Raw genomic sequence first — 23,336 nt, 5'->3', positions numbered from 1 at the left:
GGGTGCACTCGGGGTCGGCCATTGGGCCTATTGGCGGCACTCAGTGCCGCCAGCCTGCTCATCCTGCCCCCTTCGCCCTGGTTCCGGAAGGGCCCTGTGAGCTTTCAGACTCATTTGATCGATCAATTTTCTGCTGCGCCACCCGGCGCCGGCCGCTCAGCCGCCCGCCGGGCCCGAAGTGAGCCGGAAATCCAGCGCCGTACACCTGCGGCCCGCCGAGACCGTACGGACCGCCTGGCCGAGCGCCCGGCGTGAACCGACCAGCACGACCAGCCGCTTCGCCCGGGTCACCGCCGTGTACAGGAGGTTCCGCTGGAGCATCATCCATGCGCTGGTGGTCACCGGGATGACCACCGCCGGGTACTCGCTGCCCTGGGAGCGGTGGATGGTCACCGCGTAGGCGTGCGCCAGCTCGTCCAGCTCGTCGAACTCGTAGGGCACCTCCTCGTCCTCGTCGGTGCGGACCGTCAGGCGCTGCTCGTCGGGGTCGAGCGCGGTCACGACGCCGACGGTGCCGTTGAAGACGCCGTTCTCTCCCTTGTCGTAGTTGTTCCTGATCTGGGTGACCTTGTCGCCGACCCGGAAGACCCGGCCGCCGAAGCGCTTCTCCGGCAGGTCCGGGCGGCCGGGAGTGATCGCCTGCTGGAGCAGGCCGTTGAGCACCCCGGCGCCGGCCGGCCCCCGGTGCATCGGTGCCAGCACCTGTACGTCACGGCGCGGGTCGAGACCGAACCTGTCCGGGATTCTCCGTGCCGCGACATCCACGGTAAGCCTCCCGGCCTCTTCCGTGTCGTCCTGGACGAAGAGGAAGAAGTCCTTGAGATCGCGGGTCACGGGCGGCTGGCCGGCATTGATGCGGTGGGCGTTGGTGACGACGCCGGACTGCTGGGCCTGGCGGAAGATCCGGGTGAGCCGGACCGCGGGCACCGGGCTGCCGTCGCCGAGCAGATCCCTCAGCACCTCGCCCGCTCCCACGCTGGGGAGCTGGTCGACATCGCCGACGAAGAGCAGGTGACCCCCCTCGGGCACGGCCTTGACCAGCTTGTTGGCCAGCAGGAGATCCAGCATCGAGGCCTCGTCGACCACGACGAGGTCGGCGTCCAGGGGCCGCTCGCGGTCGTAGGCCGCGTCTCCGCCCGGCTTGAGCTCCAGCAGGCGGTGCACGGTGGACGCCTCCGCGCCGGTCAGCTCGGCGAGCCGCTTGGCGGCCCGGCCGGTGGGCGCGGCGAGGACCACCTTGGCGTGCTTGGCACGGGCCAGCTCCACGATGGAGCGGACCGTGAACGACTTGCCGCAGCCGGGGCCGCCGGTGAGCACGGCGACCTTGCGGGTGAGCGCCAGCTTGACGGCCTCCTTCTGCTCGGGCGCCAGCTCGGTTCCCGTGCGCCCGGCGAGCCAGCCGAGGGCCTTGTCCCACGCGACGTCCCGGAACGCGGGCATCCGGTCCTCGGGGGTGCGCAGCAGCCGCAGCAACTGGGCGGAGAGGGAGAGCTCGGCACGGTGGAAGGGGACGAGGTAGACGGCGGTGACCGGCCGGCCGTCCGCCCCGGGGACCTGCTCGCGAACGACGCCCTCCTCCTGCCCGGCAAGCTCGGCCAGGCAGTCGATGACCAGGCCGGTGTCCACCTGGAGGAGCTTGACCGCGTCCGCGATCAACTGCTCCTGGGGCAGGAAGCAGTGGCCCTGGTCGGTGGACTGGGACAGGGCGTACTGGAGGCCGGCCTTGACGCGCTCCGGGCTGTCGTGCGGGATGCCGACGGACTGGGCGATCCGGTCGGCGGTGAGGAAGCCGATGCCCCAGACGTCGGCGGCCAGCCGGTAGGGCTCGGACTTGACGACGGAGATCGACGCGTCGCCGTACTTCTTGTAGATGCGCACCGCGATGGAGGTGGAGACCTGGACGGTCTGCAGGAAGAGCATCACCTCCTTGATCGCCTTCTGCTCCTCCCATGCCTCGGCGATCCTGCGGGTGCGCTTCGGACCGAGCCCCGGGACCTCGATCAGGCGCTTCGGCTCCTCCTCGATGATCCGCAGGGTGTCCAGGCCGAAGTGCTGGGTGATCCGGTCGGCGAAGACCGGGCCGATGCCCTTGACCAGGCCCGAGCCCAGGTAGCGGCGGATGCCCTGCACGGTTGCGGGCAGCACGGTGGTGTAGTTCTCGACGGTGAACTGCTTGCCGTACTGGGGGTGGGAACCCCAGCGGCCCTCCATCCGCAGCGACTCCCCCACCTGGGCGCCGAGCAGTGCGCCCACGACCGTGAGGAGGTCGGCGGCGCCGCGGCCGGTGTCCACGCGCGCGACCGTGTAGCCGGTCTCCTCGCTGGCGAAGGTGATCCGCTCCAGGACGCCTTCGAGCACCGCGAGCTTCCGCGGCTCGCTGTTCGCCGGATGTGACATGGTCCGACGCTACCGCCGGGGTGTGACAACCGGTGGCCGAGGTCCAAGGGTCGGCGGCCGTCACCCCGACGCGGGGCCGGTCCGCCGTCCACGCCGTCGAACCGCGCACGGCCGACGCGTTGCCGCAGCGGCACCCGCCCGCCCCCTCGCCGGACGTCGCCGGGACCCCGTCGGCTCGACCGCGTCGGCTCGACCGCATCGCGGGCTGCCCTAGCGGCGGCCGGGGCCTGCCCCGGGCCGTCGTGGGCCCGTCGCGGGACCCGGGCCCACGACGGATCCTGGGTCCGCAATGGGGTCCGTGCGCCCTCGGATTGGGCCCTGCACCCCGCCCGAACTCCTTTCGGCGGGGGCCCGCGCGCACGGGGGCGCGGGGCCCCGCCATGAGCGATGCCCGGGGACGCACCGCCCCGAGGCCCCGGGGCCGCCCGGACGGGCGCCCCGGGGCCTCGGGGCGCCCGCCCGGGCACCCGGCCCCGGGGCGCACCGCCCGCTGCCCGCCCACAGGGCCTTCGGCGTCGGCACCACGGTTGCCACGTCCCCGCCGGCCGAGGAGGGAAGATCGTCGGCCACGGCCGGTGCGGCCTCGGCGAGTCGGCCCGGGGGGACCGGGTGAGCGAGGACGGGCGGGGCAGGCACGGTCTTCCGCCAAGGGGATCAGGGACTCGACGCCTCGTGATCACCGGAAGTCGTCCCCGCCTCCGTGTCAGCCCCTGGCGATCACCCTGCGGTCCCGCCTCCCGCTCTTGGGATCACGTCGACCCGGACCGTGCTGCGTGAACGCCGCCCTGGCCTCCGGACCGGTTGCCGACAGCTTCCGAGGGCCGGTGCACCGCGGGTACGAGCGGAGCGACGCACCGCGGTCGTCTGTGCGCCGGCGGTCACACGCGATCTTGGTTCGGACGGGACACGAGCGGGAGCAGGATCCTGTCGACGACCGAGACGATGTGGTCCTCGGTGAGTACCTCGCCGCCACGGACGGTCTGCCAGTGGATGAGCAGCGCGACTGCGGCCGACACCTCGAGCGCGCACTTCCCGTCGGACTCCTCGGACGGCGGCGGAGGGGGGAGATCGCCGCGCTCGACTGCGTGGGCGACCACCTCTCCCACCAACCTGTGCATCGCGTCGACATAACGCTCGCGGACAAGCGCGAAGATCTCCGGCTGGTGCCGGGCCGTGGCGAGCAGTGCGGCGACGAGGTCGTTGTGCGGCGCGTTGGTGCACCGCTCGACCTGCATCAGGGTTTCGATGAGTTCCTGACGGAGCTGGCCCGGGCCGATCCTGACCGCTGTGTGCCCGGCGGCCAGTGCGGCACGGTCCAACGCGTCCCCAGCGAGTTCGACGCGTGATCGCCAGCGGCGGTACACGGTCGCCTTTCCCACGCCGGCCCGTGCTGCCGCCTTGTCCATGCTCAGCGCGGGGAACCCGCCCTCGGCGAGAAGCTCGATCGCGGCCCGCAGGATCCGGGCGTCGAGCTCGGGGTCCCGCGCTGGGCCTGATGCGCCGGGCGGCCGCCGCCACGAGGAGTCGGTCTTCACCATCGCGGCATTCCTCCCCTGGTCCTCCTGCCGGGAGAACTGTGCTGTCACGAGAGTTTAGCGGCTGCTAGGGTGAACGAACCCGGAACAAACTTGTCTCGGGTTGGTGGATCGGTCGATCACGGAGGTGCAGCAGTGCGAGCTGTCGGATTCACGGAGTTCGGAGGTCCAGAGGTGATGCGGGTCCTGGAGCTGCCGGAGCCGCACGCCGGTCGGGGCCAAGTGCGGATCAAGGTGGCCGCGGCGGACGTCAATCCGTCCGACGGCGTCTACCGGTCCGGCTACGTGCGGAAACTCAGTCCCGGCGCGTTCCCGGAGTCCGATGCGTACGTCGTCGGGTGGGATGCCGCAGGCGTGATCGACGAGGTCGGCGATGATGTGCGCCCCGAGCTGACCGTCGGGACCGGTGCGCTCGCGCTCGTGCTTCCGCAGTTGACGCAAGGGGCACAGGCGGAGTACGTGGTCGCCCCGGCCGAGTCGGTGGTGCGGGCGCCACGGGGCGTCGAGCCGACAGCGGCGTCGACCCTGCTGATGAACGGGATAACCGCGCGGCAGGCTCTGGACCTGTTGGAGGTCGCACCGGGCGCGACCGTTGCGGTGATCGGCGCGGCCGGTGCGGTCGGGGGGTACGCGGTAGAGCTGGCCAAGGCTGCGGGACTGACCGTGATCGCGGACGCGGGCGAACGGGATCGTGAGCTTGTCGCCGCTCTGGGCGCCGACCAAGTGGTGCCACGGGGGGACGGGTTCACCGACGCCGTCCTGCGGCTGCGTCCGGACGGCGTGGACGGGCTGATCGACGCGGCGCAGTTCACGGCGGACGCGGCCGCCGTGGTCCGGGAGGGTGGGGTGGTCGCCCCGCTGCGCCCTGTCGCCAACGCGACGGTCGACCGCGGGGTGCGCTGGCGCACCGTGGACGTCAGCAAACACCTGGGTGACACCGGCGCCCTTGCCGAACTGCGCGACCAGGCGGAGTCGGGCGTCCTGACGCTCCGTGTCGCGGCCACCTTCACCCCTGAACAGGCCGCCGAGGCGCACGCGTTCATGGAGGCCGGCGGCGTACGGGGGCGCCCCGTCTTCGTCTTCTGACCGCAGCCCGCCCGCCGCGCCGGATGGGCGCCGGGCCCCGCCGCTCCGGGTGGAGGAGCTGCCCCCGGGGACCACGGCGTTGCGCACTCCCGGTGGCGTGCCTCCCCGCACGCCCGAGGCGCGAGGAAGCGACCACGGATTCAATCCGGCCATGGCTGGGCACGCTCTGATCGTCCGTGACGCGCTCAGGCGATCATCGGGCTCAGAGGAGAGGGCAGCTCATGCACGACTACGACCTGCTGGTCGTAGGGTCGGCCAACGCCGATCTGGTGATCGGTGTGGAGCGCCGCCCCGGCGCGGGTGAGACGGTGCTCGGCTCCGACCTGGCCGTGCACCCCGGCGGCAAGGGGGCGAACCAGGCGGCGGCCGCGGCCCGCCTCGGCGCGCGCACGGCCCTGCTGGCCCGGGTCGGCGACGACGTGTACGGCCGGCTGCTGCTCAGCTCCCAGCACGCGGCGGGCGTGGACACGGTGGGCGTCCTGGTCGGCGGCGCACCCACCGGCGTCGCACTGATCACGGTGGATCCCTCCGGGGACAACAGCATCGTGGTCTCGCCGGGTGCCAACGCCCGGCTCGCACCGGAGGACGTCGCGGCTGCGGGCAGCCTGCTGTGTGCGGCCCGGGTGGTCTCGGCGCAGTTGGAGATTCCCGTGGAGACCGTCGCGGAGGTCGTGCGGAACCTCGCCCCCGAGGTCAGGTTCACGCTGAACCCGTCGCCGCCCGCCCCGCTGCCCGCCGAACTGCTCCACGCCTGCGACCCGTTGATCGTCAACGAACACGAGGCCCGTGTGCTGCTCGGCCCGCGCGCGCCCGCCGACGGCGGCCCCGAGGACTGGGCCCGCGCACTGCTCAGGCTCGGCCCCCGGTCCGTGGTGATCACCCTGGGCGCGGCCGGTGCCCTGGTCGTGGAGGGTTCGGCCCCCGGCTCCGCCCGTGAGCCGGTGCGGGTGCCCTCGGTGCCGGTCAAGGCCGTCGACACGACCGGCGCGGGCGACGCCTTCGCCGCGGCCCTCGCCTTCCGCCTCAGCACCGGCGACGACCTGCCGACCGCCGCCGCCTTCGCGGCCCGGGTGGGCGCCGTCACCGTCACCAGGCACGGCGCCCAGGAGTCCTTCCCGACGGCCGCGGAGGTGGCGGAGCCCGACACCGTGGCACAGGGCTGAGGGGCCCTGCGCCACGGCCGTTCCGCCGCCGGTCGGCCGGCCCGCCGGCACTGGCCGTATCCGCCGCTCCGGTCGCCCCGCCCCGCGTCGGGAGCGGTGACGTCGAGCGGCTGCTCGGCAGGTTCAGCAGCCTCCTCGCGCGTGATCGCCGGTACGGCGGCAGGGTCACGGTCGAGGCCCACGCCCTGACGCTTGCGGAGGAAGCCCTTGAGCTCCAGCGGCACGGTACCGCCGGTCAGCGGGTGCGCAGCGCCTTGTACGGCTGTGCCGCCTCGTTCATGTCGTCCGCGATGTGGGCGGCGATCGACGGGTTGCGCCTCGACACCGCACAGCGGCACTTCGACCGGGCGGCGACGCTCGCGGCGATGTCGGGCGACTCCTCGATCCAGTTCCGGGTCTGGTCGCACGCGGGGATGCTCTACCGCCGGCTCGGCAGGCACACGGACGCGTTGGCCGCCAACGACGTGGCGCGGGGCCTGCCCGTCGCGCGGCGCGATCCGCTGTTCGCCTCCCTGGGCCTCGCGCGCCAGGCCGTCATCAGCGGCGAGACCGGTGACAGGAGGGGCGCACAGCAGTCCATCGGCAACGCCGAGGAGGCGCTTGGACGGGCCGCCGCGGACGTGCAGCGGCCGATGTGGCTGACGGCGTTCTACGACCGGGCCGAACTGGAGAACCTCGCCCTGTGCGCCAGCTTCAACGCCGGTGACTTCCGCGGGGCCGAGGCCCACGCCCACCGCAGCCTGGCGCTGCTCCGCCCTGACATGCACCGCAACAGGGCCGTGATCTCCGCGGACCTCGCCTACGCCCAGCTCAGGCAGGCAGACCTGGAGCCCGCCGTGGCCACGGCCATGTCCATCCCCGCCGAGTTCACCCACCATCCACGCGTCACCGAGGTGTTGGGGGACTTCGCCAGGACACTCCAGGCCATCGCGCCCTCCAGCCCGTTCGCGCGGAACTGGAACCAGCACGTCCACGACTCCCGAAGGGCCCCCAGTGAGTGATCCCTGCATCGAACTGCGCCACGCCACCGATCTCGACTCCGTCCGGAAGACCATCACGTCGGTGTACGCCGAGGTGTGGGCCGAGCGCCTCGCCGATCCGCACCACTCGGTGGAGCGGTACGAGGAGCGGCTTGCGCGGTACGCCGCTCAGCCGGGCTGGGAGGCGGTGATCGGCCACGACTCCGGGGAGCCGGTCGGCTGCGCCTACGTCAGCACGCTCGATCCGGGGCACCCGTGGTGGCAGCACATGAGCACACCCTTGCCCGAGGGCTGCGGCGAGAGCCCGACCGTGGCGCTGCGGGACATCATGGTGCGGGTGCCGTGGCGCGGTCGTGGCGTGGCCCGGCTGATCCATGACGGGATCCTGGCGAACCGCCGCGAGGACCAGGTCACCCTGCTGGTGAACGCACAGAACGGGAACGGCAAGGTGAAGGCGCTGTACGAGGAGTGGGGACACCGGACGATCGGCGAGCAACAGCCGTTCGCCGACGGCCCCGTCCTCACCGCCATGCTGCGCGCCACGCGCACCCCCGCGGCGGGAGCCGCAAACGCCGCCACCGCCGCCGACACGGATGCCACCGCCGAACAGGCGGCCGCAGCCAAGTGACCGGCTGACCTGCTGACCCGCTGATCCCGCGCGCACCGAGGGGGCCGAACCCGTCAGTCCGACCCCCTCTCCCCCTCAACTATCAGAACCCCGCGATCCCCCCAGATCCCCTCCCCGAAGCCCTGACGAGAACTACGACACGTTACGGGCCAGTAGGGTTGCGTGAGAGGCGAAGGTTTTTCAGGGAACTACGCGCCGTGAGGGACGGCGTGCTGTGCGTACCGGCGTACGGTCTCCGCCAGGACCTCGCGGCCGTCGCGTGCCCAGAGCCCGTCGTTGAAGAGCTCGACCTCGATGGGCCCGTCGTACCCGGCGGCCTCCACGTACGAGCGCCACTCGCGCATGTCCACCGCACCGTCGCCGAGCTGCCCGCGGCCGTTGAGGACGCCCTCGGGCAGCGGGGTGGTCCAGTCGGCGAGCTGGAACGTGGCGATACGGCCGCCGCAGCCCGCACGGGCGATCTGCTCGGGGGCCCGCTCGTCCCACCAGACGTGGTATGTGTCCACGCAGACGCCGACCTGGTCGGCCGGGAAGCGTTCGGCGAGGTCGAGCGCCTGGGCGAGGGTGGAGACGACACAGCGGTCGGAGGCGAACATCGGGTGCAGCGGCTCGATGGCGAGCCGTACGCCCCGCTGTGCGGCGTAGGGCGCGAGTTCCGCGAGGGCGTCGGCGATGCGTTCGCGGGCGGCGGCCAGGTCGCGGCTGCCGGGCGGCAGGCCGCCGGAGACCAGGACCAGGACGTGCGTGCCGAGGGCGGCGGCCTCGTCGATCGCCGCCCTGTTGTCGTCGATGGCCGCCACGCGCGCGTGCGGGTCGGTCGCGGTGAGGAAGCCGCCGCGGCACAGGGTGCTGACGGTGAGTCCGGCGTCCCGCACCAGTTTCGCCGCGTCCTCGACGCCGTACGCCCGGACGGGCTCGCGCCACAGGCCCACATGGCGTACGCCCAGGCCGGTGCAGGCGTCGACGAGTTCGGGCAGCGGAAGCTGCTTCACCGTCATCTGGTTGATGCTGAACCGGTCGGGAGCGTGCTCCCCGGCCGTGGTCCTGGGGGTCACCGGGCGACTCCGTAGAGGCTGAGCAGGGACGCCATACGGGACTCGGCCAGCGCCGGGTCCGGGAAGAGGCCCAGGGAGTCGGCGAGTTCGTAGGCGCGGGCCAGGTGGGGCAGTGAGCGTGCGGACTGGTAGCCGCCGACCATCGTGAAGTGGCTCTGGTGGCCGGCCAGCCAGGCGAGCAGGACGACACCGGTCTTGTAGAACCTGGTGGGCGCCTGGAAGAGGTGCCTGGACAGCTCCACGGTGGGGTCCAGGAGGGCGCGGAAGCCCTTGCTGTCACCGGTGTCCAGGATGCGTACGGCTTCGGCGGCCAGCGGGCCCAGCGGGTCGAAGATGCCGAGCAGCGCGTGGCTGAAGCCGTGCTCGTCACCCGCGATCAACTCCGGGTAGTTGAAGTCGTCGCCCGTGTAGCAGCGCACTCCCTGCGGCAGGCGGCGGCGCAGCGCGATCTCACGGCCGGCGTCCAGCAGCGAGATCTTGACACCGTCGACCTTGTCCGGGTGGGCGGCGATCACCTCCAGGAAGGTGTCCGTCGCGGCGTTGAGGTCGGCGCTGCCCCAGTAGCCCTCCAGGGCGGGGTCGAACATGGGGCCGAGCCAGTGCAGGATCACCGGGTCGGATGCCTGGCGCAGCAGGTGGCCGTAGACCTCCAGGTAGTCCTCGGGTCCGCGGGCGGCGGCCGCGAGCGCCCGGGAGGCCATCAGGATCGCCTGGGCGCCGGTTCCCTCGACGAGCGCGAGCTGCTCCTCGTAGGCGGCACGCACCGCGGCGGGGTCCCCGGCCGCGCCGGGCGCGAGCTGGTCGGTGCCGACGCCGCAGGCGATGCGGCCGCCGACCGCGCGCGCCTCGGCGGCCGAGCGGCGGATCAGCTCGGCGGCACCGGCCCAGTCCAGACCCATGCCGCGCTGCGCGGTGTCCATGGCCTCCGCGACCCCGAGGCCGTGGGCCCACAGGTGGCGGCGGAAGGCGAGCGTGGTGTCCCAGTCGACGGCGGCCGGCGAGTCCGGCGAGACGTCCGCGTAGGGGTCGGCCACCACGTGGGCGGCGGCCAGCACCGTCCTGGAGGCGAGCGGGACCGGTTGCGCCGCGGCGGCCAGGGGCTCGGTGCGGGGCGTGTACGGGCGCAGGGCGCCGGTGGCGTCGGGCAGCAGGAGGGTCACCGTGCACTCTCCGCGACGTCCCGGCCGAGCTCCGGCACGGCGATCCTGCGGCCCTCGGCCGACGATTTCAGGCCCAGTTCGGCGAGTTGCACGCCGCGTGCACCGGCGAGCAGGTCCCACTCGTAGGGAGCGCCCGCGTAGACGTGCTTCAGGAACAGCTCCCACTGCGCCTTGAAGCCGTTGTCGAACTCGGTGTTGTCCGGCACCTGCTGCCACTGGTCGCGGAAGCGCTCGGTGGCGGGCAGGTCGGGGTTCCAGACCGGCTTGGGGGTGGCGCTGCGGTGCTGGGCGCGGCAGGTGCGCAGGCCCGCGACGGCCGAGCCGTGCGTGCCGTCGACCTGGAACTCGACGAGTTCGTCCCGGGCGACGCGCACCGCCCAGGAGGAGTTGATCTGGGCCACGATGCCGCCGTCCAGCTCGAAGATCCCGTAAGCGGCGTCGTCGGCCGTGGCCGGGTACTCGCGGCCCTGCTCGTCCCAGCGCTGCGGGAGGTGCGTGGTGGCGAGCGCCTGGACGGAGCGCACCGGGCCGAAGAGGTTGTGCAGGACGTACTCCCAGTGCGGGAACATGTCCATGACGATTCCGCCGCCGTCCTCGGCGCGGTAGTTCCACGACGGGCGCTGCGCCTCCTGCCAGTCGCCTTCGAAGACCCAGTAGCCGAACTCCCCGCGCACGGAGAGGATCCGGCCGAAGAACCCGCCGTCGACGAGCCGCTTCAGCTTCTGCAGGCCCGGCAGGAACAGCTTGTCCTGGACGACGCCGTGCCTGACGCCGGCGGCCCGGGCGAGCCGTGCGAGCTCCAGGGCGCCGGCGAGTCCGGTGGCGGTCGGCTTCTCGGTGTACAGGTGCTTGCCGGCGGCGATCGCCTTCTTGAGGGCGTCCTCGCGGGCCGCGGTGACCTGGGCGTCGAAGTAGATCTCGACGGAGTCGTCGGCGAGCACCGCGTCCAGGTCCGTGGACCAGTGCTCCAGGCCGTGCCGGCCCGCCAGCTCGCGCAGCGCGTGCTCGCGGCGGCCGACCAGGACCGGCTCGGGCCACAGGACCGTGCCGTCGCCGAGGTCGAGCCCGCCCTCCTCCCGGATGGCGAGCAGGGAGCGGACCAGATGCTGGCGGTACCCCATCCGTCCGGTGACGCCGTTCATGGCGATACGCACCGTCTTGCGTGTCACGAGTTTCCTTCCCTGCAACCGACTCGTCCTTGAGGGCTTCCGCGAGCCCTCCACGTAGCAAGCGCTTTCTATTTGAGGAGAAGCTAGCCTCTGCACAGCGGCTCGTGCAACACCTGCTCGTGCAACACCTGGAGGATGACGAGATGACCGTGACCCTTGCGGATGTGGCGGCCCGCGCCCAGGTCTCGCCCGCCACCGTCTCCCGGGTGCTGAACGGCAACTACCCGGTGGCCGCCACCACGCGCGAGCGGGTGCTGCGTGCGGTGGACGAGCTGGACTACGTCCTGAACGGCCCGGCGAGTGCGCTTGCTGCCGCCACCTCCGACCTGGTCGGCATCCTCGTCAACGACATCGCGGACCCGTTCTTCGGGATCATGGCCGGCGCCGTGCAGTCCGAGATCGGCGGACCCGGTGGGCGGGCCGGCGGGGAACGGCTCGCGGTGGTGTGCAACACCGGCGGCTCTCCGGAGCGCGAACTGACCTACCTCACTCTGCTCCAGCGGCAGCGGGCGGCGGCCGTGGTCCTCACCGGCGGGGCCGTGGAGGACCCGGCGCACGCCGCCGCGATGGGTGCGAAGCTGCGGCGGCTCGGCGAGTCGGGGACCCGGGTGGTGCTCTGCGGGCGGCCCCCCGCACCGGACACCGGGGCGATCGCGCTCACCTTCGACAACCGCGGCGGCGGCCTGCGGCTCACCCAGCACCTGCTGGCGCTCGGCCACCGCAGGATCGGCTACATCGCGGGGCCCGAGGAACGCACCACCACCCGGCACCGCCTGGAGGGCCACCGCGCCGCCCTGTCCGCACACGGCATCACGGACGACCCGCACCTGACGCTGCACGGCCCCTACGACCGCCGCTCCGGCTACGACGCCGCGCTGGAACTGCTGCGCAGGGACCCGGACCTGACGGCCGTCGTCGCCGCCAACGACACCGTGGCCCTGGGCGCCTGCGCCGCGCTGCGCGACCGCGGCCTGCGCATCCCGGCCGACGTCTCGGTGGCCGGCTTCGACGACCTGCCCTTCAGCATGGACGCCGTGCCCGCCCTGACGACGGTCCGCCTGCCGCTCCAGACCGCGGGCGCCCGCGCGGGCCGCATCGCCATGGGCCGCGAGGACGCCCCGCCCGGCGGGATCGCCACGGTCCAGGGGGAGCTGATGGTGCGGGGGTCGACGGGGGTGCCGGATCCGGGGCGCGGCGGGGCGTGAGGCGCACCGGGGCGTTACGTCGATCCCCTGCCGCGCCCTCGCGGGAAACCGGCCGCCCCGATGCGCCTCAAAGCACCCCGGCACGTCCTCATGCACCTCAACGCACCCCGAAGCACCCCGGCACGTCCTCATGCACCTCAACGCACTCCGACGTGCCCGAAGCCGACCGGTCGCCCCTGCGGCACCGCGGGCCCTGGGCGCCCGCGAGGGGACCGGCTCACTCCTCCGCGGGGGGATCCGGGGCGAACCGGTACCCGATCCCCGGCTCGGTGATCAGGTACCGGGGCCGGGACGGCACGGGCTCCAACTTCCGCCGCAGATTGGCCAGGTGCACCCGCAGGTAGTTCGTCTCGGTCTCGTACCGCGGCCCCCACACCTCCTGGAGCAACTGCCGCTGGGTGATCAACCGCCCCGGATGCCGGACCAGGATCTCCAGCAGATGCCACTCCGTGGGCGTGAGCCGGGTCTCCCCGGCGGACGTGGTCACCCGCTTGGCGGCCAGGTCCACGGTGAACGCCGCGGTGCTGACGACCGGCTGGTCGTCGGCGGGCACCGCCCGGCGCAGCGCCGCCCGGATCCGCGCAAGCAGCTCCCCCATGCCGAACGGCTTGGTGATGTAGTCGTCGGCCCCCACGTCCAGCGCGTTGATCTTCGCGGTCTCGTCGTGCCGCGCGGACAGCACGATGATCGGCGCGCTCGACCACCCGCGCAGGCTCTCGATCACCGCGATCCCGTCCATCCCCGGCAGCCCGAGGTCGACCACCGCCAGATCCGGCGGCGCGGCCGACGCGGCGTCCAGGGCGCCGCGCACGTCGGTCGCGGTCGCGGTGGTGTAGCCGCGGGCGGACAGCGTGATGGTCAGGGCCCGCAGCAGGTGCGGGTCGTCGTCGACGACGAGGATGCGTGTCATGGCGCCACCGGAAGGGTGAGGATCATGGTCAGACCTCCGCCGGGAGTGTCGGTGGGGGCCAGGGTGCCGTGCATGGCCTCGGTGAAGCCGCGTGCGATGGCCAGTCCGAGCCCCAGCCCCTGCCCGCCGCCACGCTCGTCCAGTCGCTGGAACGGCGCGAAGATCCGCTCCCGGTGCTCGGCGGGGATGCCGGGGCCGTGGTCGACGATCCGCAGCCGCAGCTCCTTGCCCGCCGCCTCCGCGGCCAGCTCGACGGGCCGGTCGGGCGGCGAGGCGTGCAGGGCGTTGGCGACCAGGTTGGCGATCACCCGTTCCAGCAGCCCGGGGTCCGCCCAGACCGCGGGCAGACGCTCGTCGATGTCGAGGTCGACGGTGGGACGCGGCGCGCTGCCGAACGGGGCCCTGGTGTGCGGCAGGGCGGTGGCGACCACCTCGTCGAGGATCACCGCGCGCGGGTGCACGCTCAGGGCGCCGGCCTGCAGACGGCTGAGCGCGAGCAGGTTCTCCACCAGGTCGCTCATCTTGTCGGCGGAGGCGTCGACGGCGGCGAGCAGCTCCGCGCGCTGGTCCTCGGTCAGGGCGAGGTCGGGCTCGCGCAGGCTGGACACGCTCGCCTTGATCCCGGCCAGCGGAGTGCGCAGATCGTGCCCCACGGCGGCCAGCAGCGCGGCCCGCACCTTGTCGATCTCGGCCAGTTCACGAGCCCGGGCGTCCTGTCCCGCGAGGCGTTCCGCCTCGGCGCGCCAGCGGGCGATCAGATCGACCGCGACGCTGACCGCGACGGCCATCGCCACGTAGACGGCCACGGTGACGACCAGGTCGCGGTCGGCCACGTCCAGGGTGTGGTACGGCGGGACGAAGAAGAAGTTGGCGAGCAGGGTGGAGGCGAAGGCGGCGCCGAGCCCGAGCCACACGCCGCCCGCGGCGGCCACGACGACCACCGCGGCGAGGTAGATCGGCACCACGCCCGCGACCGAGAGGTCGCCGCGCACCGGTACCAGGACGGCCGTGAGCGCCGCGAGACCGGCCGCCGCCGCTCCGGCGGCCGACCAGGGGTGCCGCGGGCCGGGCCGATGCGCGAGACGGCCGCCCGGCGGTGAGAGCCGACCCTTCATGATCCCCACGCTAGCCGACGCGGCGGCCGCCGACCGCGTCGCGAGGCGTGGGGGAACGGACCCCGGAGGAGATCCTCCGAGGCCCGGCCACGGCCGGACGACGGGCCACCGGCGGTCGTCGGCCCGCTACGCCCGGCTCCGGTCGGTTGCCGCGCATCGGCGACTCGGCACGTGTCGGTGCAGGGAGGTGGCCGCGCCGGCCCGTGTGGAGCGGTGTCAGAACCTTCCCCAGCTCGCCGCCGCGCCCCTGCCGCCGCCGCGGACGATCGTGTAGTTGTGCCGGCGGGCCCACCGCTGGGCGGCCGCCTCCAGGAAGGGCGAGCCGCTGTTCAGGTAGTCCTCGGCGAGCGCCTTGGTGCCGTGTACGTGGAGCAGTCGGTCCAGCGCCGGCAGGTGGCTGCGGTTGCCGAGCTTGATCGCGGTCAGCAGGACCGTACGCGGTGACGGCGCGCGGGCGGCGACGTTGGCCAGCGCGTGCGTGGTGACGCGGTGGCGGTGGACGCGCAGCCGGTCGTAGAGCAGCCGGGCGCGTTGTGCGTCGCGCCAGCCGCGGTGCGGGTCGAGGAGGTGCGAGAGCTCCTCCAGCACGGACTCGGCGCCGCGGACGTCGGCCATCCGCCGGGGCGTGAAGCCGGCCTCGTTGCGCAGCTCGTCGTCGGCACCGAGGGCCTCCAACTGCTCGACGGCCGCCTCGTCGCCCGCGTAGTGGGCCACGTGCAGCGCCGTGTCCCCTCGGCGGCCGCGGGCGTTCACGTCCTGGCCGTTCGCGACCCAGAGCCGTACGGCGGGCAGGTCCCCCGCCCGTACGGCGTCGTGGAAGGCCGTGACGCGCCGCCGGCGGTGGAGCACGTACCCGAGCCACGCACAGGCGGCGCTCACGACACCGCAGAGGACGACCAGGAAGACCGACACGCAGGAACCCTCTCTCCCGAGCCGGGCACACCGGACCGGACAGGCCCGGACAGGCCCGGGCCGAGCCTGGCCGGTCGCAGCGGAGCGGGCAGGTGCTGAGGCGCACGCGCAGGTCCCCGCCCGGCCGGCTCCCGACACGCGGGAAGGTACCGGGCCGTCTCGGGGAGGGGTCCCGGGGACCGACGGGGCCGGGAGGACCCTGAGGCCCGGGAGCGGCCGGGAGGGCACGGCGGGGCGGAGAGGGCACGCGTCGGCGCGGGAGCGTGCGCGGTCCCCCTGGGGCGCCGCCGGGTGCCGGGTGCCGGGTTCGTGGGTGCCGGGCGCGGGCCTGGCCGGACCGGTGTGGGGGGGCCTTCGCGGGTCGGCGGGCGGGATCAGGTGTGCGGGATCAGGTGTGCGGGCGGCTGCCGGGCTCCTGGGTGGGCATGTGCTGGTCCGTGGTGGGCAGCACGGGCCTGGGCAGGGTCTCCACGTCGCGCTGGGCCTCCTCCAACTGCTCGGCGGTGTCGTCGGGCAGCCGGGGCGGCGCGGGCGCCGCCTCCATGAAGCGGAACGCGGACGTCAGGTCGCCGAAGGTGTCCCTGCGCCAGGCGGAGATGTTCGGCTCGCGCACCCCCGTGAACTCCTCCAGGAACCGGAGCACGGACGTGTGGTCGAATGCCTCGCCCGCCACCCAGCCGCCCACCGTCCACGGCGAGACGATGATGCAGGGCACCCGGAAACCGCCGCCGATCGGCTGGCCGTTCACGAACTCGTCGGGCGTCCCGGCCGGCGGGGTGGGCTGGAGTACGTGGTCGAAGAGGCCGTCGTTCTCGTCGTAGTTCAGGATGAAGGCGGTCTTCGCCCACACCTGCGGGTTGGACGCGATGGCCTCGATCTTCCGCGCCACGAAGTCGGCGCCGGCCGCGGGCAGGTAGTCCGGGTGCTCGGACTGCGTGCTCGTGGGGATGATCCAGGAGACCGCGGGAAGCCGGTCGTTGCGCGCGTCGTCCTCGAAGGCCCCTTCCGGGCCGGGGCGCACCCCGCGCTCGTACAGGTCGGAACCGGGCTGCGCGTCCTTGAACGCCTGGAAGTTCTCCAGCATGTTGCAGCCGTAGTCGTCGTCCTGCTGGTACACCTTCCAACTGATCCCGGCCGCCTGGAGGCGCTCCGCGTACGTCGTCCAGCGGTACGGGGACGGGGCGGAGTTGCTGATGACGGGGCCGCCGAGCGTGCCGCCCGGGTCGATGGTGCCCGTCATCCAGTAGAGGCGGTTCGGCCAGGTGGGGCCCATGACCGAGCAGAAGTAGTTGTCGCAGATGGTGAAGTTCTCCGCGAGGGCGAACTGGAACGGGATGTCCTCGCGGGTGTGGTAGCCCATGACGTAGGGGCCGTTGGCACCGTCCGCCTTGCGGTGCGCCGGCAGCCAGTTGTCCATCCTGCCGCCGTTCCACGCCTGGTGCTGCACCGAGAAGGCGTGGCTGGTGGACGGGATCGCCTGTGCGCTGGTGCTGTGGGTGTCGAGGTGGAACGGCAGCATGTAGCCCTGGGGGTTGACCGCGTCCGGCTGGTAGAAGACCGACCGGCCGGTGGGCAGGGTGAGGGCGTCGGGGTCGTCGAACCCGCGCACCCCGGAGAGGGTGCCGAAGTAGTGGTCGAAAGAACGGTTCTCCTGCATCAGGAGGACGACGTGCTCGACGTCCCGGAGCGAGCCGCGGGACGGCGGCCCCGCCGCGACGGCCTGCTGCACGCTCGGAGGCAGAAACTGCAGCGCCGCCGCCCCGCCCAGGACCCCTGCCGCCGATCCGAGGAGTCTGCGACGAGTCAACTCGGCCATGACTGTCCCTTCTTGAGCACTCTTGGAAAGTGGCCCCGCGGGCTGCTGGTCCCTCGGGCCGGTGGGCCACTTTCCATGCGGCACATGAGGCGCGACGGCGGCGGGCGGTGAACACGTCGACAACAGGTGGCGGACACTTGGCCGAGCCCTGACCTCCTGTACCGGCTATACCGGGGCATCGGGCGCGTGTGCCCGAGGCTTGCCCGAGGCCGGCGAAAAGTCCGGCGAGGGGAGTAACGGCGCCGGGCCACCGAGCCGCCGCCGGACCGCGCGGACGGCCGCGCCGGGCGGCCTGCCGAACCGCGCGGACGCCCGAACCGCGCGGAGCACCCGGACCGCCGCCCGGAGCCGTCTGGGGGCCGGCTCAGGGTTTTCTCAGGGTCAGGTGAGGGTTCCGGGGGCGAGGGGCAGCGGTTTACCGTTGACTCAGTCAAAGGTGGCTCGGAGCGAGCCGACCGTGTGCGAAGGGGACGCGATGCCGACCAGGAAGACCGAAGCCACCGATCCCACCGGAGCCGCCACGCCCCCGCGTCCCCTCACCGGCTCGGCGCAGGGCGCGGGCAGCGGCCGGTACGCTGCCGACGGCCGCCGGGACACCGCCCGAGGCGGCACCGCCCGCAGCCGGGACACCGCCCGGGGCGGCACCCGCGCCGGTCCGCGGGAGGACGACCCCGACCGCACCCGTGACGTCGGCATCCCGGGCGGCACCCCGCCCGACGCACCGCACGACACGCCTGGCGGCACCCCGCACAACACGCCGCCCGACGCACCGCACGACACCCGGGTCGGCGCCCCCGCCCTGCCCATCGACGACATCCGCGCCTTCAACCGCTTCTACACCAACCTCATCGGCGCACTCGACTACGGCCGCCGGCTCTACGTCCCCTACACGCTCACCGAGGCCCGGGTCCTCTACGAGCTGGCCCACTCCCCGCGCACCGATGCCGCCGACCTCCGCGGCGCACTGTCCCTCGACGCCGGTTACCTGAGCCGGCTGCTGGCCAAGTTCGAGAAGGCCGAGCTGGTCGAGCGCGCCCCCTCGCCGCGCGACCCCCGCCGCCAGAGCATCAGCCTGACCGGCCGCGGCCGCAGCACCGCCGAGCTGCTGGACGAGCGCTCCAGGGAGAGCGTCGGCGCTTTGCTGGGCAGCCTCCCGGCGCGTGACCGCCCCCGCCTCACGGCCGCCATGCGCACCATCCAGGACATCCTCTCCGAGGGCCGCCCACCGCGCCGTGAGGACGTCCTGCTGCGCGCTCCAGGCCCTGGCGACCTCGGCTGGATCATCCAGCGCAACGCCGCTCTCTACGCCGCCGAGTACGGCTGGAACACGGAGTACGAAGCCCTGGTGGCCCGTATCGTCGCGGACTTCGCCGAGTCCCACGATCCCGCCCTGGAGCGCGTGTGGATGGCGGAGCTCGACGGGCGCCCGGTGGGCTGCGTGATGTGCGTCAGGGACACCCGCCGAACCCGACCGGCCGCGCCGGACTCCCCTCCCGGCACCGCCCGCCTGCGCCTGCTGCTCGTCGAGCCGGACGCCCGGGGCCTCGGAATAGGCGACCGCCTGGTGCGCACCTGTATCGAGTTCGCCCGCGACGCCGGATACGGCGACATGGTCCTGTGGACCAACGACATCCTGCACTCCGCCCGCAGCATCTACCGGCGCCACGGCTTCACCCTCACCGCCGAGCAGCCGCACCGTTCCTTCGGCGTCGACCTGACCGGCCAGGACTGGCACCTGCCCCTGCGCGCCACCGGGGACGGATCCATACCCGGCGGGGAGGGCTGAGCCGCACCCGGGAAGACCGGGCCCGGGAGAGGGCGCCGATCGGTCAACGCGTCGGATGTCGCAGGGTTGAACAGGCCCGGGGCGGATAGGGTCCGCCCCATGAAACTGGCCTTCTCCACCCTCGGCGTGCCCGGTCTCCCCGTCTCCGACGTGGTGTGGCTCGCGGCCGACAACGGCTTCCACGGCGTCGAACTGCGCGCCCACCCGGAAGAACCCGTGCACCCTGGCATCGGACCGGCAGAAAGGTCCGAGGTCGTCGCCCTGTTCCAGGAGCGCGGCATCGAGATCCTGGGGGTCGCCGGCTACGCCCGGGTGGCAGCCCCCGGCGACGACGCTCCCGTGCTGGCGGAGATCCGTGCCCTGCTGGATCTCGCACACGACCTGGGCGCGCCCTACATCCGCGTCTTCCCCGGCGGCGGTGACGAACAGACCGCCGAGGAGGCCGACGCCACGGCCGCCCGGCGGCTGGGCACCGCGGCGGAGTACGCCACCGAGTACGGCGTCAGGATCCTGCTGGAGACCCATGACTCGCACCGCACCGGCGCGGACGCCATCCGCGTCCTCGGACAGGTCGGGCACGGCCAGGTCGGCGCGCTGTGGGACGTCATGCACACCTGGCTCGGCGGTGAGCAGCCCCAGGAGTCCTACGCCGCCCTCTTCCCGCACCTCGGCTACGTCCAGGTGAAGGACATCGGCTCGGCCGAGGACACCACACCGCTGCCGCTGGGCGCCGGGGTGCTGCCGCTCGGCGAGTGCGTGGAGGTGCTCAGCCGCGCGGGTTGGGACGGCTGGCTCTGCTGGGAGTACGAGAAGCGCTGGTACGAGAGCGCACCGCCGCTGCCTCCGCTGCTCGGCCCGGGCCGCGAGCACCTGACCCGGTTGCTCACCGAGGCGGCGTAACGGCAGACAGCGTCGTTCCGGGCCAAGTCCGTTCCGGCCAAGTCTCCGTCGGGCACCCGCCCGGGTGGGAGCCGACGCGTGCCGCCGCGGCCTTCGGGTAACCGCGTGGCAGGCGGCAAGGCAATGGTGCGGCGGCTCCCCCGAGCGAGCGGAACCGCCCCTGGACTTGGGACTTGGTGTGGCACGCAAAGTGGAGCTGTTCGGTTTCGAGATCGGCAAGGCGCTCCGCCGGAACGAGGACAAGCCCGGCCGGGAGGAGGGGAGGACGGCCGGGCGAGGCGGCGGGACGACCGCACGCGGCGGTGGAACGGCGCGGGGCCGGAGCCCGGCCGGCGGACGCGGCCCCCGAAAGGGAGGCAACGGCGGCGAGAGCGGCAGGGGCGGCAAGGGCGGCGCGTCCAGGACCGCGTCGGCCACCAGGTCGGCCACGTCCGCCAAGGAGACCGCCTCGACCGAACAGGCCCGGCGGACGGGGCCCGCCAAGCGGGACAAGCCGAGCGGGCAGGCGAAGCCGGGAAAACCAGAGAAGCGGGAGAAGCGGGAGAAGCGGGGGAACCGGGAGAAAAAGGCAGGCAGTCCGGAGAAGGCGACGAAGGCTTCGGGGACCGCGCAGGCCGCGCAGGCCGCGCCCCGGATACCGACCGTCGTACGGGTGCTGGTGATGCTGGTGGCGTTCGCCGCGATGGTCGCCTTCGCGGTCGTGCTGGCGAAGCTGACCCTGGTGCCCTCCCCGGCCTCGGTGCCGCTGACGCACAACAACCTGCGGCCCGGTGACTCCATCCGCGCCTACATCGACCAGCCCGGCTTCCGGGACACGGTGAAGCAGATCGGCGGCAACCTCCTCCTCGGCGTGCCGTTCGGGCTGCTGCTGCCGGTGCTGTTCCCCAGGGCCCGCGGGCTGCTGCGGGTCGCAGTGATCACGGCGCTGGTGATGCTGCTGGTGGAGCTGGTGCAGGGCGCGCTGGTCACCGGCCGGGCCTTCGACATCGACGACGTCATCCTGAACACCGCTGGTGCGCTGATCGGCTACCTCCCCCTCGGCCGGCGGATGGGCCGGGCCGTCCACCCGCGCCGCCGCCACTGGTGGCACCGCTTCAGCAAGCGGCGGGCCACGGGCTGATCCGTCCCGGCGGCACACCCTCCGGACGGCATACCGCCGTGGGCACACCGCCGGGAGGGCCGGCGCGGCAAACCGGCAGGGCGGCAAACCGGCAGGGCGGCGGATCGGCAGGGCAGCAAACCGGCACGGCGGCGGATCGGCAGGGCAGCAAACCGACAGGGCGGCGCATCGACTGAGCGGCGGTACCGGGCGCACGTGGGCGCGTCGGCGCCTCCCTGTTCGGGTGTGCCGGCACCCCTCTGCGGGCGCGTCGGCACCCCTCCGGGGGGTGTCCGCGCGGCGACGCGGGGCGCTCCTCGGAACACCTGGACAGGCGCGGGCTCTTGACCGGCAATAATTTTCGGTCTATCGATCGTCCTCGGAAGTTTCCTTCAGTACTCGTGCACTACCGCTTGCCGTACACACCACCGTCCGATGCTCTCCGGGACCGTCCCCGAAGGAAGGAGTGCACGTGCAGTACCGAAAAGCCGGCCCCTCCAGACGCAGCCTGCTCGCCGCCACGGCGGGCGCGGCCGCCCTGGCCGCCACCGCCACCGGCACCGCCCGCGCCACCGACTCCCCCAGCCCGCTCGGCAGCCGCCCCGGCGAAGCCGAGCTGAGGAAGCTCATCTCAGCGATGACCCTGGAGGAGAAGGTCGGCCAGGTCTTCGTCATGCGGGTCTACGGCGCCTCCGCCACCGACCCCGACCAGGCCGACGTCGACGCCAACCTCCAGGAGATCGGGGTCAGGACGGCCGCCGAGCTCATCGCCCGGTACCGCGTCGGCGGCATCATCTACTTCGCCTGGGCGCACAACACCCAGAACCCGCACCAGATCGCCGACCTCTCCAACGGCATCCAGCGGGCCGGCCTCTCCCAGCCCCGCGGCCTGCCGCTGCTCATCGCCACCGACCAGGAGTACGGGATCGTGGAGCGCGTGGGCGTCCCGGCGACCCTGCTGCCCGGTGCGATGGCGCTGGGCGCCTCGGGCTCGCGCTCCGACGCCCGGCTGGCCGCCCGGATCGGCGGCACCGAGCTGCGCGCGCTCGGCATCCGCCAGGACTACGCCCCGGACGCCGACGTCAACGTGAACCCCGCCAACCCGGTGATCGGCGTGCGGTCCTTCGGCGCCGACCCCGAGGCCGTGGCCGGGCTGGTCGCCGCGCAGGTGAAGGGCTACCAGGGCGCCGGCATCGCCAGCACCTCCAAGCACTTCCCGGGGCACGGCGACACCGCCACCGACAGCCACTACGGCTTCCCCGTCATCCAGCACACCCGCGAGCAGTGGGACGAGCTGGACGCACCGCCGTTCCGCGCGGCGATCGCGGCGGGCATCGACTCCGTGATGACGGCCCACATCATGGTCCCGGCACTGGACGACTCCGGCGACCCGGCCACCCTCTCACACCCCATCCTGTCCGGCATCCTCCGCGGCGAACTCGGCTACGACGGCGTGGTGATCACGGACTCGCTCGGCATGGCGGGCGTGCGCGAGAAGTACGGCGACGACCGGGTGCCGGTGCTCGCGCTGAAGGCCGGCGTCGACCAGCTCCTCAACCCGCCCGATCTGGACCTGGCCTGGCACGCGGTGCTGGACGCCGTCAAGGGCGGCGAGCTCGCGGAGGAGCGGCTCGACGAGTCGATCCTGCGCATCCTGCGGCTCAAGGCGCGCCGAGGGCTGTTCACCGAGCCCTACGTCACCCACTCCGGCGTGGACCGCACGGTCGGCACCCGCGCCCACCTGGCCGCGGCCGACCGGATCGCCGAGCACACCACGACCCTGCTGGTCAACGAGGAGCGGGTGCTGCCGCTGTCCCGGCGCACGGCCTCCGACATCCTCGTCGTCGGCGCCGACCCGGCCTCCCCGTCGGGCACCACGGGCCCGCCCACCACCGTCCTCGCGAACGCCCTCAAGGAGCTGGGCTTCAAGGCCGACGCCCTGTCCACCGGCGCCGCCGGCAACCCCTCCCAGGCGGTGATCGACCAGGCGGTGGCCGCGGCCGCCGGCAAGGACGCGGTGCTGGTCGGCACGTACAACATCACGGCGACCGGCTCCCAGCGCACCCTGGTCCAGGCGCTCGCCGCCACCGGCGTCCCGGTGATCGTCCTCGCGATCCGCAATCCGTACGACGCGGCTTTCGTGCCGGACGCCAGGGCGGTGCTCGCCGCCTACTCCTGGACGGACGTGGAACTGCGCGCCGCCGTCCGCGTCATCGCCGGCCGCGCCCGCCCCCGTGGGCGGCTGCCGGTCCCGGTGCCCCGCGCGGACGACCCGGCCAAGGAGCTCTACCCGATCGGGTACGGGCTGTCGTACTGACCCGCCACCCGGTCGCGGCGGCCGCCTTCCGGACGGCCCCCGGCGGACCGGGAGCGAGCGGGGGCGCGTGGCCCGTGGAGTCCACGGGCCACGCGCCCCCGTC

The 23,336-nt window shown here is 73.3% G+C and carries 18 protein-coding genes; 9 read left to right on the top strand and 9 right to left on the bottom strand.

The genetic code is table 11. The features are described from left to right. Positions 1-156: 156 nt before the first annotated feature. Both recD2 and IE313_RS21805 read right to left on the bottom strand, forming a co-directional pair. On the bottom strand, positions 157-2,397 hold the full coding sequence (recD2, locus tag IE313_RS21810; RefSeq protein WP_189934795.1) for an SF1B family DNA helicase RecD2: 2,241 nt from the start codon (positions 2,395-2,397) through the stop codon (positions 157-159). A gap of 878 nt (positions 2,398-3,275) precedes the next feature. After that, on the bottom strand, positions 3,276-3,935 hold the full coding sequence (locus tag IE313_RS21805) for a TetR/AcrR family transcriptional regulator (protein WP_189934794.1): 660 nt from the start codon (positions 3,933-3,935) through the stop codon (positions 3,276-3,278). Positions 3,936-4,067: 132 nt separating this feature from the next. On the opposite strand from IE313_RS21805, the gene IE313_RS21800 reads away from it, so the two are divergent. The 4 genes from IE313_RS21800 to IE313_RS21785 all read left to right on the top strand — a co-directional run bounded on the left by IE313_RS21800 (position 4,068) and on the right by IE313_RS21785 (position 7,789). Continuing rightward, positions 4,068-5,018, top strand: coding sequence for an NADP-dependent oxidoreductase (locus IE313_RS21800; protein ID WP_189934792.1), 951 nt, complete (start codon positions 4,068-4,070; stop codon positions 5,016-5,018). A 221-nt stretch (positions 5,019-5,239) separates the two neighbouring features. Next, on the top strand, positions 5,240-6,181 hold the full coding sequence (locus tag IE313_RS21795; RefSeq protein WP_189934790.1) for a ribokinase: 942 nt from the start codon (positions 5,240-5,242) through the stop codon (positions 6,179-6,181). Then, positions 6,178-7,182 (top strand): NsdA family TPR-like regulatory protein, encoded by a 1,005-nt coding sequence (locus IE313_RS21790; RefSeq protein WP_189934876.1) that lies wholly within the window; start codon positions 6,178-6,180, stop codon positions 7,180-7,182. Before IE313_RS21795 ends, IE313_RS21790 begins: the two co-directional genes overlap by 4 nt. After that, positions 7,175-7,789, top strand: coding sequence for a GNAT family N-acetyltransferase (locus tag IE313_RS21785; protein ID WP_189934788.1), 615 nt, complete (start codon positions 7,175-7,177; stop codon positions 7,787-7,789). The genes IE313_RS21790 and IE313_RS21785 overlap by 8 nt, the downstream gene beginning before the upstream one ends. 188 nt (positions 7,790-7,977) lie before the next feature. Here IE313_RS21785 and IE313_RS21780 read toward each other — a convergent pair whose 3' ends face one another. From IE313_RS21780 to IE313_RS21770, 3 genes are read right to left on the bottom strand one after another with little or no spacing between them, the layout of a single operon-like run. Further along, a complete protein-coding gene (locus IE313_RS21780) occupies positions 7,978-8,787 on the bottom strand; it encodes a sugar phosphate isomerase/epimerase family protein (protein WP_189934874.1) in 810 nt (269 codons plus the stop codon). Between the two features lie 53 nt (positions 8,788-8,840). After that, a complete protein-coding gene (locus IE313_RS21775) occupies positions 8,841-10,004 on the bottom strand; it encodes a dihydrodipicolinate synthase family protein (protein ID WP_189934787.1) in 1,164 nt (387 codons plus the stop codon). Beyond that, positions 10,001-11,173, bottom strand: coding sequence for a Gfo/Idh/MocA family protein (locus IE313_RS21770; RefSeq protein ID WP_189934785.1), 1,173 nt, complete (start codon positions 11,171-11,173; stop codon positions 10,001-10,003). The genes IE313_RS21775 and IE313_RS21770 overlap by 4 nt, the downstream gene beginning before the upstream one ends. Positions 11,174-11,316: 143 nt before the next feature. On the opposite strand from IE313_RS21770, the gene IE313_RS21765 reads away from it, so the two are divergent. Then, on the top strand, positions 11,317-12,378 hold the full coding sequence (locus IE313_RS21765) for a LacI family DNA-binding transcriptional regulator (RefSeq protein WP_189934783.1): 1,062 nt from the start codon (positions 11,317-11,319) through the stop codon (positions 12,376-12,378). Positions 12,379-12,595: 217 nt separating this feature from the next. Here the strand turns inward: IE313_RS21765 and IE313_RS21760 are convergent, their stop codons facing one another. The 4 genes from IE313_RS21760 to IE313_RS21745 all read right to left on the bottom strand — a co-directional run bounded on the left by IE313_RS21760 (position 12,596) and on the right by IE313_RS21745 (position 17,131). Continuing rightward, a complete protein-coding gene (locus IE313_RS21760) occupies positions 12,596-13,288 on the bottom strand; it encodes a response regulator (protein ID WP_189934781.1) in 693 nt (230 codons plus the stop codon). After that, positions 13,285-14,403, bottom strand: a complete 1,119-nt coding sequence (locus IE313_RS21755) for a sensor histidine kinase (RefSeq protein WP_189934779.1) — start codon at positions 14,401-14,403, stop codon at positions 13,285-13,287. The genes IE313_RS21760 and IE313_RS21755 overlap by 4 nt, the downstream gene beginning before the upstream one ends. 216 nt (positions 14,404-14,619) lie before the next feature. Next, on the bottom strand, positions 14,620-15,315 hold the full coding sequence (locus IE313_RS21750; protein WP_189934777.1) for an ankyrin repeat domain-containing protein: 696 nt from the start codon (positions 15,313-15,315) through the stop codon (positions 14,620-14,622). Between the two features lie 388 nt (positions 15,316-15,703). Beyond that, positions 15,704-17,131: an alkaline phosphatase family protein gene (locus tag IE313_RS21745; protein ID WP_189934775.1), complete on the bottom strand. Its 1,428-nt coding sequence runs from the start codon at positions 17,129-17,131 to the stop codon at positions 15,704-15,706. A 799-nt stretch (positions 17,132-17,930) separates the two neighbouring features. Here IE313_RS21745 and IE313_RS21740 point away from each other — a divergent pair. The 4 genes from IE313_RS21740 (at position 17,931) to IE313_RS21725 (ending at position 23,233) form a co-directional block, all read left to right on the top strand. Beyond that, the gene (locus IE313_RS21740) at positions 17,931-18,917 is read left to right on the top strand and encodes a bifunctional helix-turn-helix transcriptional regulator/GNAT family N-acetyltransferase (protein ID WP_189934872.1); all 987 of its coding nucleotides are present in this window, start codon (positions 17,931-17,933) and stop codon (positions 18,915-18,917) included. 99 nt (positions 18,918-19,016) lie between these two features. Next, the gene (locus IE313_RS21735; protein ID WP_189934773.1) at positions 19,017-19,817 is read left to right on the top strand and encodes a sugar phosphate isomerase/epimerase family protein; all 801 of its coding nucleotides are present in this window, start codon (positions 19,017-19,019) and stop codon (positions 19,815-19,817) included. Positions 19,818-19,995: 178 nt separating this feature from the next. Further along, complete coding sequence (locus tag IE313_RS36445) at positions 19,996-20,937, top strand: VanZ family protein (protein ID WP_373317035.1); 942 nt, start codon at positions 19,996-19,998, stop codon at positions 20,935-20,937. 451 nt (positions 20,938-21,388) lie between these two features. Beyond that, positions 21,389-23,233, top strand: a complete 1,845-nt coding sequence (locus IE313_RS21725) for a glycoside hydrolase family 3 protein (RefSeq protein WP_189934770.1) — start codon at positions 21,389-21,391, stop codon at positions 23,231-23,233. Positions 23,234-23,336 lie beyond the last annotated feature (103 nt).

Source organism: Streptomyces sulfonofaciens (assembly GCF_014656295.1).
Classification (GTDB): Bacteria; Actinomycetota; Actinomycetes; order Streptomycetales; family Streptomycetaceae; genus Streptomyces; species Streptomyces sulfonofaciens.
The sequence above is the reverse complement of the archived record's forward strand: the minus strand, read 5'-3'. Positions and strand labels throughout refer to the sequence as shown.

Bases quoted from the DNA above. Each gene is read 5' to 3' on its own strand.
- IE313_RS21745 (WP_189934775.1), bottom strand. From the start codon at position 17,131: ATGGCCGAGTTGACTCGTCGCAGACTCCTCGGATCGGCGGCAGGGGTC.
- recD2 (WP_189934795.1), bottom strand. From the start codon at position 2,397: ATGTCACATCCGGCGAACAGCGAGCCGCGGAAGCTCGCGGTGCTCGAA.
- IE313_RS21780 (WP_189934874.1), bottom strand. From the start codon at position 8,787: ATGACGGTGAAGCAGCTTCCGCTGCCCGAACTCGTCGACGCCTGCACC.
- IE313_RS21765 (WP_189934783.1), top strand. From the start codon at position 11,317: ATGACCGTGACCCTTGCGGATGTGGCGGCCCGCGCCCAGGTCTCGCCC.
- IE313_RS21735 (WP_189934773.1), top strand. From the start codon at position 19,017: ATGAAACTGGCCTTCTCCACCCTCGGCGTGCCCGGTCTCCCCGTCTCC.
- IE313_RS21795 (WP_189934790.1), top strand. From the start codon at position 5,240: ATGCACGACTACGACCTGCTGGTCGTAGGGTCGGCCAACGCCGATCTG.
- IE313_RS21760 (WP_189934781.1), bottom strand. From the start codon at position 13,288: ATGACACGCATCCTCGTCGTCGACGACGACCCGCACCTGCTGCGGGCC.
- IE313_RS21805 (WP_189934794.1), bottom strand. From the start codon at position 3,935: ATGGTGAAGACCGACTCCTCGTGGCGGCGGCCGCCCGGCGCATCAGGC.
- IE313_RS21755 (WP_189934779.1), bottom strand. From the start codon at position 14,403: ATGAAGGGTCGGCTCTCACCGCCGGGCGGCCGTCTCGCGCATCGGCCC.